This is a genomic window from Kitasatospora sp. NPDC127060 (genome assembly GCF_042724935.1).
Classification (GTDB): Bacteria; Actinomycetota; Actinomycetes; order Streptomycetales; family Streptomycetaceae; genus Kitasatospora.
Window position 1 is genome coordinate 56,609 of record NZ_JBHXEG010000044.1, and the last position, 11,583, is coordinate 68,191.

The 11,583-nt window shown below is 72.8% G+C and carries 10 protein-coding genes and 3 tRNA genes; 6 read left to right on the forward strand and 7 right to left on the reverse strand.

Translation table 11 applies throughout. The features are described from left to right. Positions 1-99: 99 nt before the first annotated feature. The 5 genes from ACFWIS_RS23470 to crcB (ACFWIS_RS23490) all read right to left on the reverse strand — a co-directional run bounded on the left by ACFWIS_RS23470 (position 100) and on the right by crcB (ACFWIS_RS23490) (position 4,406). A complete protein-coding gene (locus ACFWIS_RS23470; RefSeq protein ID WP_380460646.1) occupies positions 100-2,253 on the reverse strand; it encodes a DEAD/DEAH box helicase in 2,154 nt (717 codons plus the stop codon). A 195-nt stretch (positions 2,254-2,448) separates the two neighbouring features. After that, the gene (locus tag ACFWIS_RS23475) at positions 2,449-3,066 is read right to left on the reverse strand and encodes a hypothetical protein (protein ID WP_380460645.1); all 618 of its coding nucleotides are present in this window, start codon (positions 3,064-3,066) and stop codon (positions 2,449-2,451) included. Between the two features lie 142 nt (positions 3,067-3,208). Further along, positions 3,209-3,583 carry a fluoride efflux transporter CrcB gene (crcB, locus tag ACFWIS_RS23480; RefSeq protein WP_380460643.1) on the reverse strand — a complete coding sequence of 125 codons (375 nt, stop codon included), beginning with the start codon at positions 3,581-3,583 and terminating at the stop codon, positions 3,209-3,211. Then, entirely contained in the window at positions 3,580-3,936 is a 357-nt protein-coding gene (locus ACFWIS_RS23485; protein ID WP_380460641.1) for a DUF190 domain-containing protein, read from the reverse strand. Before ACFWIS_RS23485 ends, crcB (ACFWIS_RS23480) begins: the two co-directional genes overlap by 4 nt. Beyond that, on the reverse strand, positions 3,933-4,406 hold the full coding sequence (crcB, locus tag ACFWIS_RS23490) for a fluoride efflux transporter CrcB (RefSeq protein ID WP_380460639.1): 474 nt from the start codon (positions 4,404-4,406) through the stop codon (positions 3,933-3,935). Before crcB (ACFWIS_RS23490) ends, ACFWIS_RS23485 begins: the two co-directional genes overlap by 4 nt. 70 nt (positions 4,407-4,476) lie before the next feature. On the opposite strand from crcB (ACFWIS_RS23490), the gene ACFWIS_RS23495 reads away from it, so the two are divergent. From ACFWIS_RS23495 to ACFWIS_RS23520, 6 genes are all read left to right on the forward strand, one after another. Then, positions 4,477-4,818, forward strand: coding sequence for a metallopeptidase family protein (locus ACFWIS_RS23495; RefSeq protein ID WP_380460707.1), 342 nt, complete (start codon positions 4,477-4,479; stop codon positions 4,816-4,818). A gap of 117 nt (positions 4,819-4,935) precedes the next feature. Further along, a tRNA-Glu gene (locus ACFWIS_RS23500) sits at positions 4,936-5,008 on the forward strand. Between the two features lie 55 nt (positions 5,009-5,063). Continuing rightward, a tRNA-Asp gene (locus tag ACFWIS_RS23505) sits at positions 5,064-5,137 on the forward strand. Positions 5,138-5,164: 27 nt separating this feature from the next. Beyond that, a tRNA-Phe gene (locus ACFWIS_RS23510) sits at positions 5,165-5,238 on the forward strand. A gap of 227 nt (positions 5,239-5,465) precedes the next feature. Next, positions 5,466-6,011 carry a Uma2 family endonuclease gene (locus tag ACFWIS_RS23515; RefSeq protein WP_380460637.1) on the forward strand — a complete coding sequence of 182 codons (546 nt, stop codon included), beginning with the start codon at positions 5,466-5,468 and terminating at the stop codon, positions 6,009-6,011. 692 nt (positions 6,012-6,703) lie between these two features. Next, positions 6,704-9,088 (forward strand): non-reducing end alpha-L-arabinofuranosidase family hydrolase, encoded by a 2,385-nt coding sequence (locus ACFWIS_RS23520; protein ID WP_380460705.1) that lies wholly within the window; start codon positions 6,704-6,706, stop codon positions 9,086-9,088. A gap of 147 nt (positions 9,089-9,235) precedes the next feature. On the opposite strand, the gene ACFWIS_RS23525 is transcribed toward ACFWIS_RS23520, so the two are convergent. Both ACFWIS_RS23525 and ACFWIS_RS23530 read right to left on the reverse strand, forming a co-directional pair. Next, the gene (locus tag ACFWIS_RS23525) at positions 9,236-10,285 is read right to left on the reverse strand and encodes an alpha/beta hydrolase family protein (protein ID WP_380460635.1); all 1,050 of its coding nucleotides are present in this window, start codon (positions 10,283-10,285) and stop codon (positions 9,236-9,238) included. A 29-nt stretch (positions 10,286-10,314) separates the two neighbouring features. After that, a complete protein-coding gene (locus tag ACFWIS_RS23530) occupies positions 10,315-11,235 on the reverse strand; it encodes a zinc-binding dehydrogenase (protein ID WP_380460633.1) in 921 nt (306 codons plus the stop codon). Positions 11,236-11,583 lie beyond the last annotated feature (348 nt).

The following is an 11,583-nucleotide window of genomic DNA, read 5'->3' on the forward strand; positions in this document are numbered from 1 at the left end:
CCGGGGGACGGAGCGGGCCTTTCGTTCGTGGTCCGGCGGTGCGGACCGACGGTGTTCGTTCAGTCGGCCGGCCGGCGGTCGATCACCGGCCGTACGACGTCAGTTCTTCCAGCGCGGCTTGCGGTCGTCGCGGTTGAAGCCGCCGCCGTTGAAGCCGCCGCGGTCGCGGTTGAAGCCACCGGAACGCTCGCGGTCACCGAAGCCACCACGGTCGGCCTGCGGACGGCCGGCGGTGCGGTGGTCGTCGCGGCGCGAGAACGGACGGCTGCTGCTGCCGCCGCGCTCGTCACGGTCCCGGCCGAAGGACGGGCGGTCGCCGAACGAGCGGGCCGGACGGTCGCCGAAGCCACCGGAGCGGCCGCCGCGGTCGTCGCGGTCACGGTTGAAGCCACCCGAGCGCTCGCGGTCACCGAAGCCACCGGAACGGCCGCCGCGGTCATCGCGGTCACGGTTGAAGCCACCCGAGCGCTCGCGGTCACCGAAGCCACCGGAACGGCCACCACGGTCGTCACGGTCACGGTTGAAGCCACCCGAGCGGCCGCCACGGTCGTCACGGTCACGGTTGAAGCCACCGGAACGGCCGCCACGGTCGTCGCGGTCACGGTCCCGGCTGAAGGCCGGACGCTCGCTGCGCGCCTCGCGGTAGGCCGGGGTGCGCTCCTCGGCCTTGGCGGCGGGCGCCTCGACAGCGGCCGGGGCGTCGGCCGGGGCGGTCGCCTCGCCGGCCTCCTCGGACGTGGCCGGGGCCTCGTCCTCGATGCCCAGGTCGGCCCGCTCGCGCGCCGCACGGGCGGCCAGGCGGTCGGCCTCCTCGCGCAGCTCGGTGGCGCGGCGCTGCGCGCGCTCCAGCTGGCGGGTCATGTCGGCGAGCTCACGCTCGGCGGCACCGGCGATGTTGGCGGCGCTCTCGGCCTGGACCTCGGTGAGCGAGCGGGCGCCGGTGATCTTGGCGACCTCGGCGTCGAAGGCGTGGTCCAGGATGTGGCGGCTGGCGTCGACGCCGGCGTCCTCCATCAGGCGGAAGACACCGCGACGCTGGTGCGGCAGCACCAGGGTGACGACGGCGCCGGAGCGGCCGGCCCGCGCGGTGCGGCCGGAGCGGTGCAGGTAGTCCTTGTGGTCGCCGGCCGGGTCCACGTTGAGGACCAGGTCGATGCCGTCGACGTGGATGCCGCGGGCGGCGACGTCGGTGGCGACGACGACGTTGACGTAGCCGTCCTTGAAGTCGCCGAGGACGCGGGTACGGGCGCCCTGGGTCATGCCGCCGTGCAGCGCGTCGGCCTTCACGCCGGCCTCGATGAGCTGCTCGGCGACGCGGTCGGCCCCCATCTGGGTGCGGACGAAGATGATCGTGCGGCCCTTGCGGGCGGCGATCGCGTTGGTGATCGGCGCCTTGTCCTTGGGCTTCACCACGAGGATGTGGTGGGTCATGGTGGTGACCGCGCCGGCCGACGGGTCGACCTCGTGGGTGACCGGGTTCTTCAGGTAGCGCTTGACCAGGGTGTCGATCTCGTTCTCCAGGGTGGCGGAGAAGAGCAGGCGCTGGCCGCCGGCCGGCACCTGGTCGAGGATCTCGGTGACCTCGGGCAGGAAGCCCATGTCGGCCATCTGGTCGGCCTCGTCGAGCACGACGGTCTTGACGTCGGCGAGCTTGGCGGAGCCGCGGTTCAGCAGGTCGCGCAGACGGCCGGGGGTGGCGACGAGGACGTCGACGCCGCGCTCCAGCGCGTAGATCTGGTTCGACATCGAGGTGCCGCCGCAGACGACCTTCAGCTTGAGGCCGAGCACCGAGCCGAACGGCTCCAGGGCGTCGGCGACCTGCATGGCCAGCTCGCGGGTCGGGACCAGGATCAGGCCGCGCGGGTGCTTGGGCTTGGTGCGCTCGCCGTCGGCGAGGCGGGTCAGCAGCGGCAGACCGAAGCTGAGGGTCTTGCCGGAGCCGGTGCGGCCACGGCCCAGCACGTCCTTGCCGGCCAGGGCGTCCGGGATGGTCGCGGCCTGGATCGGGAACGGGGTGGTGACGCCGCGCTTGGCGAGGGCGCGCACGACGTCGTCGTGCAGGCCCAGGTCGCCGAAGGTGATGGTGGGCTCGGCGGCCTCCGCCGGCTCCTCGACGGTCTCGACGGCGTCGGTGGTCTCGGTGACCTCGGCGGCGATCTCCGCAGCCTCGGTGGTCAGTTCGGTGGTGGCGGTGACATCGGCGGCAGCCTCGTTCGCGGGCATGGCGAAGCGGGCGTCGTCAACGAGAGACATGCAAAACCTTCCGGAAGTGGCACGCGCCAAAGTCCGGGGTTCTGTTTCACAACCGCCTCTATGCGGTCAGCCACGGATCGCCGGAACGCGCCAAGGGCGCCAGATGGGAATAGGGCGCCAATCAAATGAATCAAACGAACGATCTACCACCATAGACGACCCTCGGGATCAGAGGCAAATGCGCTGGCCAGCCCCCTAATGCGCACCCGCGTGCGGGCTCGGGGCCGAGGAACCGGAGCTGCCGGCGGAGGGCTCCGGGTTGGGCGGGACGGTCGCGGCGGGCGTGGTGCGCTCCGGCTCGGGGGAGCCGGACGGGCGGCCGCTCGGCGGCGCCGACGGACTCCCCGCCGTACCGCCGCCGGAGCGGCCCTCGCCGGTACCGCCGGTGCCCGCCGAGCCGCCGGCCGAGGACCCGGCGGGGTGCGGCGCGGGGCTGGCGTTCGCGCCGCCCGGCGCGCCCTCGGAAGCACCCGCCCCCGGCACCGGCACCACACCGGCCACCGCGCCGTTCGCGCCCGGCGCGAGCTCACCCGGCGCGCTGGCCGTGGCCCCGGCCGGCGCGTTCTCGGCCTGCAGGCCCCCCTGGTGCTCCGCGCGCCCCGACGCGCCCCCCGGGTGCCCGGCGCCCGCCGAGGCCGAGGGGCTGCCCGTCGCCCCCGGCCGGCCCGCCGGACCGGCCTGCCCGACCGGTGCCACCCCGCCGTGCTTCTCCTCCGCCGCCGGACCGACCGACATGCACCCGGTCAGCCCCAGCCCGGCCACCGCCAGCACCGCCGCCGCCCGTACCACCGCTCCCGAACGCACCGAAGCCACCGAGCTCCCTCTCCATCGCCCCACCCGGGCCGCCCACAGGCGCGCGGCCGCTTTCGGTGCCCAACGCGCGCCGGGCGCACCGGGACACGGGTCGGTGGCGCAGTTCTCGGCCGCCGCCCCGCGCCGGCCCGGTGGGCGGGGGTCAGCCCCAGAGCACCGAGGCCAGCTCCGCCCCCGCGTACACCGCGGTCAGCCCGGCCGCCAGGCTCCCGGCCACGTTCGCCAGCGCGTACCGCCCGGCACCGGACTCGGCCAGCCGCAGCGTCTCGTACGAGAAGGTCGAGTAGGTGGTCAGCGCCCCGCAGAAGCCCGTGCCGACCAGCAGTTGGACGTGCGAGGAGGCCGCCCCGGCCGTCACCGCACCGGCCAACAGCCCGAGCACCAGGCAGCCGGACACATTGACCGTGAAGGTGCCCCACGGGAACACCGAGTCGTGCCGGGACTGCACCGCCCGGTCGGTCAGGTACCGCAGGGGCGCGCCGACCGCGGCGCCCGCCACCACCAGCAGCCAGTTCACCGCTCGCCCTCCCCCGCACCCCGGCCCCGGTAGTGGACGACCTCGCAGCGGTCCAGCAGCACCAGCCCCTCCGCGACCAGTTCCTCCAGCTGCGGCAGGAACGCCCGCACCCGCTCCTCCTCGTCCACGATCACCACCGCCACCGGCAGGTCCTCGCTCAGCGACAGCAGCCGCGCCGTGTGCACCAGCGACGAGGCGCCGAACCCCTCGATCCCCCGGAACACGCTCGCCCCGGCCAGCCCGGCCGCCCGCGCCCGGTGCACGACCTCGCTGTACAGCGGCCGGTGGTGCCAGGTGTCGCTCTCCCCCACCAGGACGGTCAGCCGCAGCGCCGGCCCGCCCAGCCGGCTCACCGGGCACCCCCGCGGTGGATCAGCCGCCGGGTCAGCGCCGCGGCCGCCCACACCGCGCCGAGCGCGCCCAGCAGGGTCAGCCCCAGGTACGCCAGCCCGGGGCCGAGCCGCCCGGCCTCCAGCAGCCGGCGGACGTCCACCGCGTACGTCGAGAAGGTGGTGAACCCGCCCAGCACCCCGGTGCCGAGGAACGGCCGCAGCAGCGGATGCGCGGGCCGCCCCTCGGTGATCGCCACCAGGAACACCCCGATCACCGCGCAGCCGACCACGTTGACCAGCAGCGTCGTCCACGGGAACGCCGACGGCCCGGTCCCCCAGCCGAGCCCGGCCGCGTACCGGGCCACCGCCCCGATCGCCCCGCCCGCCGCGACCACCGCCACCGCGGACCCCTGCCCGCGCAGCACCGGCGGTCGGGGCGGCGCCGGAGCCGCCGTCACGGTGTCGTCCAACGTGCCCTCCGAGGTCGTCATAGGCCCATCAAACAACGGCGTCCGCCGCCTGGCACACCGTCACCCCAGACCCGACAATGATCCGGTGGAGATGACCCGGGAAGAGTTCGAGACGCTGGTCAGTGACGCCCTGGACCAGATCCCCCCGCAGCTCGCCGCCATGATGGACAACGTCGCGGTCTTCGTCGAGGACGAACCCGACCCGAGCGACCCCGAACTCCTCGGCCTCTACGAGGGCACCCCGCTCACCGAGCGCGGCGAGTGGTACGCCGGTGTCCTGCCCGACCGCATCCTGATCTACCGCGGCCCCACCCTGCGGCACTGCGAGACCCGCGAGCAGGTGGTCGACGAGGTCCGCACCACCGTCATCCACGAGGTCGCCCACCACTTCGGCTTCGACGACCACGAGCTGGACGAGCTCGGCTGGTCCTGACCGCCCCGCCGGAGCCCCCACCCCCACCCGGCCCAAACCCGTTTTGGCGTTCGGCCCCACATCCCATATGCTTCTCGACGTCCCCGGGAACGCTGGAAACAGCCGAACGGACCACAAGCCCTCATCGTCTAGTGGCCCAGGACGCCGCCCTTTCAAGGCGGTAGCACGGGTTCGAATCCCGTTGGGGGCACGCAGTGCCGTAGTAAAGTGCAGTACCGCAAGACCTTGGCGGTTCGCCGCCATAAGGTCCCGTGGAGCAGTTGGTTAGCTCGCCACCCTGTCAAGGTGGAGGTCGCGGGTTCAAGTCCCGTCGGGATCGCTCGTCTCGCAAGAGACGGTGTAGTACGGCCAGGTAGCTCAGTTGGTACGAGCGTCCGCCTGAAAAGCGGAAGGTCGCCGGTTCGACCCCGGCCCTGGCCACATCGCCTGACCAGGCACGATGCCCCTGAAGCGGATCGCTTCGGGGGCATTTTCATGCCGTTTGACGCCAACGGCACGGCGGACGGCGGTCAGCTGCGGGAACGAGCGAGGCCCCCGCGACGGCCCGAGGAGCGGGGTCCACGGCGAGCATCGTGCAGGAGCGCTGTCGGTCCCGGCGCCGGACTACTCTGAGGATGTTGCCCGGCACACCCCAGGAGACACCGCGCATGAACCCGGAGCACTTCGCACTCCTCGAAGAAGCCCGCCGGAGCCTGCCCGACGGATTCAAGGTGGAGATCTCGGGCGACACCATCGTCATGATGGTCAGCCCCTCGGGCATCCACCAGCGGAACCTGCTGCTGGTCCGCCGCCAGTTCGACAGGCACGCCCCGGTCGAACTGCTGCCGAGCGAGAACACCGACCTGGTGTCGCCCAATGTCGGTAAGAGCCGTAACCCGGACCTGACCTACCTTCCGAGCGAGGCCTTGGAGACGTCCGACAACCAGGTCCCGTCCGAGCTCGCCGCCGTCGCCGTCGAGCTGGTATCCCCCTCGAACCCGGAGAACGACTGGGTGGGGAAGGTCCGCGACTACCCGTTGATGGGCATCCCGTTGTACCTGCTGGTCGACGCCCGGCAGAAGACCGTCACCCTGTTCAGTCGGCCCGACGGTACGAAGTACCACCGCCGCGAGGACATCGAGTTCGGCGAGACCCTGCACATCCCCGAACCGTTCGGCTTCGATCTGGTCACGAGCGACCTGCTGCCATACTGACCTGCGCCGGATCGCGTTCCGCGCCACCGATTGACGCCAACGCTGACGCCAACCGGTCAGGACGACGGTGCCCGACAGCGACCTTCCACGGACAGAGGTGCCCACGCCGGGGCATTCCCCTGCCCCGGCGTGGTCTGAAAAGCGGAAGGCCGCCGGTTCGACCCCGGCCCTGGCCACATCGCCTGACCAGGCACGGTGCCCCTGAAGCGGATCGCTTCGGGGGCATTCTTGTGTCTGTTGATGAGGGCCGGGTCGCCGAGCTGGACAAGGCCCGGGCGATCGCGCGACTCCAGCGGTTCCGGACCGAGGGCCTCGTCAGTGGCACCGGGTGGGCGGCCACGGGCGCGGAGCCCCCGGTACCTGCTGGTCAACCGCAGCACCGGCCGGGTGCTGGACGACTACGGCTGCGGGAACACGGGGGCTCCGGCAGCAGCACGGGCGTGGTCAAGGCCATCGACAGGGCCGACGCCGGGACCGCCGAAGGTGCCCTCGCGGCCCGGACCGGCTTCGCCCCGACGGGATGGGGGCCGTGCCCATCCGCTCGACGGAAATTCTCCTTCCCGAGCGGCAACCTTTCCGGACGCGGCGGCAACTGACGGGAGATCGGGGCCGAGACGGGCCCCCGGAGCCAGAAGGACAAGCCTTTGCCAGATCAGAACCGCGCCCATCGCCGCCGTCCGGCAACCCGCCGCGTGCTCGCCGCCGCCGTTGCCTTCGCCGCCGTGGGTGCCGCCGTACCGCTGGTCGCTCAGGCCGCGTTCACGTCGAACTCCGGCACGCCGCCCACGCTGGGCGCGGCGGCGGCCGGCAGCGGCCGCTACTTCGGCACGGCGGTGGCCGCGGGAAGGCTCGCGGACTCGACGTACTCCACCATCCTCGACCGGGAGTTCAACGCGATAACCCCCGAGAACGAGATGAAGTGGGACAGTACCGAACCCTCCCGGGGCTCGTTCAACTTCGGCCCCGCCGACGCGATCGTCGACCATGCCGCCGCGCACGGCCAGAAGATCCGCGGCCACACCCTGGTCTGGCACTCCCAGCTGCCCGGCTGGGTCGGCTCGATCAACGACGCCAACACCCTGCGCAGCGTCATGGACAACCACATCACGCAGGAAATGACCCACTACAAGGGCAAGATCTACGCCTGGGACGTGGTGAACGAGGCCTTCGCCGACGGCCCCAGCGGCCAGCACCGCAGCTCGGTGTTCCAGAACGTGCTGGGCAACGGCTTCATCGAAGAGGCGTTCCGCACCGCCCGGCGCGTCGACCCCGGGGCGAAGCTCTGCTACAACGACTACAACATCGAGAACTGGTCCGACGCCAAGACCCAGGGCGTCTACGGCATGGTCAAGGACTTCAAGTCCCGTGGCGTGCCGATCGACTGCGTCGGGTTCCAGAGCCACTTCGGCGCGGGCGGCCCGCCCGCGAACTTCCAGACCACGCTGTCGAGCTTCGCCGCGCTCGGCGTGGACGTCCAGATCACCGAGCTCGACATCGCCCAGGCCCCCGCGAGCGCGTACACCGACACCGTCCGGGACTGCCTCAACGTCACCCGCTGCACGGGCATCTCGGTGTGGGGCATCCGCGACAGCGACTCGTGGCGCGGCGGTGAGAACCCGCTGCTGTTCGACGCCGGTGGCAACAAGAAGCCCGCCTACGCCGCAGCGCTCACCGCCCTCGGCGGCAGCAGCGGTGGCGGCGGCACACAGGGCGGGGCTATCAACTCCGGCACCGTCTACTCGCTCTCCGCGGCGGTCGGCGGACGCGTTCTGGACGAGCCCGCCGGGCAGAACGGCAACGGCACCCCGCTTCAGGTGTGGGACGCCAACGGCGACGCGGCCAACCAGCACTGGCGCGCCGACCGCAACGGCGACGGCTCCTACACGTTCACCAACCTCGCCAGCGGCCGGGTCCTCGACGAGCCCGGCGGCCGGACGGCCAACGGCACGAAGCCGCTGGTCTGGGACTCCAACGGCGGTGCCAACCAGCACTGGCGCGCCGACCGCAACGCCGACGGCTCCTACACCCTGATCAACGTCGCCAGCGGCCGGGCACTCGAACTCCCCGGCGGCCAGAGCGCCAACGGCACCTCCGTCCAGGTCTGGGACTCCTGGGGCGCTGCCAACCAGCACTGGAACCTCGGCTCGTCCGCGCCGACGGGCGGTGGCACCTGCACCCTCCCGTCGACGTACCACTGGTCCTCGACGGGCGCGCTGGCGCAGCCGGCGAACGGCTGGGCCGCGGTGAAGGACTTCACCGACGTGGTGTACAACGGCAAGCACCTGGTCTACGCGTCGAACGTGAACGGCTCCTCGTACGGCTCGATGATGTTCAGCCCCTTCACGAACTGGTCCGACATGGCCTCGGCCCCCCAGACCGGGATGAGCCAGGCCGCGGTGGCGCCGACGCTGTTCTACTTCGCGCCGAAGAACATCTGGGTGCTGGCCTACCAGTGGGGCCAGTGGCCGTTCGTCTACCGCACGTCCAGCGACCCGACCAACCCCAACGGCTGGTCCGCGCCGCAGCCGCTGTTCACCGGCAGCATCCCCAACTCCGGCACCGGCCCGATCGACCAGACCCTGATCGCCGACGACCAGAACATGTACCTGTTCTTCGCCGCTGACAACGGCAGCGTCTACCGGGCGAGCATGCCCATCGGGAACTTCCCCGGCAACTTCGGCTCCTCCTACACCACCGTCATGAGCGACTCGGAGAAGAACCTCTTCGAGGCCCCGCAGGTCTACAAGGTCAAGGGCCAGAACCAGTACCTCATGATCGTCGAGGCCCGCGGCGCCAACGAGCAGCGCTACTTCCGCTCCTTCACCGCCTCCAGTCTGAACGGCTCCTGGACCCCGCAGGCCGCCAGCGAGAACAGCCCCTTCGCGGGCAAGGCCAACAGCGGCGCCACCTGGACCGACGACATCAGCCACGGCGACCTGGTCCGCGACAACCCCGACCAGACCATGACCATCGACCCCTGCCACCTGCAACTCCTCTACCAGGGCAAGTCCCCCACCGCGACCGGCTCCTACGACCGACTGCCGTGGCGGCCCGGCGTCCTCACCCTCCAGCGCTGACCCCGCCCGGCCCACGGTGAACGCGATCGGGTAGCCGACGGCAGTCCCCGGCCCCGGCCACAACCAGCGAAGGCCCCGGAGAGTCCACTCTCCGGGGCCTGCTACGTACCCGAACTCCATTACCCCGCCGGGCAGTCGGGCGGACCGTCAGGCCAGCCGGCCGGTGAGCCAGTCGGCGGTGGTGGGGAGCCAGTCGGGGAGGGCGGTGCCGAGCAGGTGGTTGCCGTGGGGGACGAGGAGCAGTTCGGCGTTCGGGGCGTGCTCGGCGAGGACGGTGGCGTTGGTGACCCCGGGGATCCGGTCCTCGCCGCCCTCGACCACCAGCAGCGGGAGGGTGATCGTCGGAGCCAGGGCGGTCAGGTCGAGCCGGTCGGCGAAGGCGCGGGCCGCCTCCGGGCCGCCGCAGCGCTGGACCAGGGTCTCGGTGACGAACGGGGGCAGGGCGTCCCAGTCCAGCCGGTACGGGCCGCTGACGGTCACGGCGGCCCGTAGCCGCGGCTCGTGGGCGGCGGCCTTCGCCGCGTAGTGGCCGCCCATGCTGAGACCGACCACGGCGGTGCGGGCGAGGTCCAGGCCCTCGTGGGCCGCCAGCGCGTCCAGGGCCCGGCCCACCACCCGGTGGTAGTCCGGCTCCGGCGCGCTCCCCGCCGCCAGGACGCCCTGCCCCGGCCCGTCCATCGCCAGCACGGCGGCCCCGCGGTCCAGCAGCGCCCCGGTCAGCAGGTGGAACTCCTCCTTGGACGAGTCCATGCCCGGCACCACCAGCACCACCGGAGCACCCGCACCGCCGTCCGCCGCCGGCCGGCGCAGCCAGCCCGCGAAGCCCTCGCCCTCGACCCGCCTGGCGTCCGGCTCCAGCAGCGCCAGCGAGCGCCGCATCGCGTCGTCGGCCTCGGCGGCGAGCCGGGCGGCGGCGGCCCGGTCGGGGTGCGGCAGCAGTCCGGCGGCGTGGAACCAGCGGGCGGCGCGGCGGTAGCCGGTGCCGGCGGTGACCGTACGGCCCTCGGCGGCCGCACGCCCGGCCTCGGCGAGGTACCGCCGGCCGACGGCACCGAAGGCGGCGGGCCAGTCCAGCAGGGAGGTCAGCGGGGCGGTCGCCCGGTCGTACTCGTAGAGGTCGAGTCCGGCGCCGTGGGCGCGCGGGCGGACCAGTTCGACGAACTCGGGCAGCAGACCGGGGGTTTCGAAGAAGGACACGACAGGAGTTCCTTTCCGGAAGGGAGGGTTCAGGCGACGGTCAGCACGGCTTTGCCGCGAATCCGGCGGTCGCGCAGGTCGGTGAGGGCGGTCGTGGTCTCCGCCCAGGGCGCGACCCGGCCGATCTCCGGGGTCAGCCGGCCGACCACCGCCAGGCGCACCAGGGTGGCCAGGTCCTCGCCGTACGGGACGTCCGAGTCCGCGTAGTGGAAGTGCCGCAGGGTGGCCGACTCGGGGCCCTTGAAGAAGTCGAAGAAGTCCAGCGTGACGGGCGTCCGGGAGGCCTGGCCGAACCAGACCAAGGTGCCGCGGCGGGCCAGCCGGGCCAGCGCCGCCGGCAGGTTCGCACCCCCGGTGGACTCCAGCACCAGGTCGTACGGGCCGCGCACCTCCCCGAGGTCGTGCACCACCTCGGCCGCCCCCAACTCCACCAGCCGACGGCCGCGCTCCGGCGAGGCGGTGACCACCGTCAGCTCGGCCCCCGCCGCCGCGGCCAGCTCGGTGAAGTAGTGCCCCACCCCGCCGGACGCCCCGGTCATCAGCACCCGCCGCCCGGCCACCGCCCCCACCGTGCGCAGCAACCGCAGCGCGGTCAGCCCGGCCAACGGCAACGCCGCGGCCCGCACGGCGTCCAGGCTGTCCGGCAGCTCGGCCAGCGAACCGGCGGGCACGCACACGTACTCGGCCCACCCACCCGCCGGCGGGTGGGCGACCACCCGCCGACACACCGCGGGCCCCGACCCGTCGGCGGCGGCCTGCACCACCAGCCCGGCAACGTCCTTCCCCGGCCGCCACCCGGCCCCGGGCGCCTCCAGCTGGAAGGTCTCCCCCCGGTTCACCGAGAACGCCTCCACCTTCACCAGCACCTCACCCGGCCCCGGCCGCGGCTGCTCCACCTCCGCGAACCGCACCGGCTCCGCCGCGTCCCCCGTCGCCACCAGCGCCTTCATCCCCGCACTCCCTCCACTCGCCATGCCCCCACCCCACCGCCCCCACCACCAACCGGTCCAACAACCGACCAGGACCACCGACAACCACCAGCTGTCGCCCCCACCTCTCCCCCGCCCAGGCGAGAGGCACAAGCTGCGAAAGGGCCGGTGGAGAGGCGCCGCACCGAGGAGAAACGTTGCGAAAGGGGCCGGTGCAGAGGGAGATCACCACACCCACCCACCCACCCACCCACACCACCTCCACCCCCCACCTCCCACCTCCCCCTCCCATCCGCCCCAGGCGAGAGGGACGCGCTGCGGGAGGGGGCGGTGGAGGGGGTGGGTGCGGAGAGGGGCGTGACGGGTGAT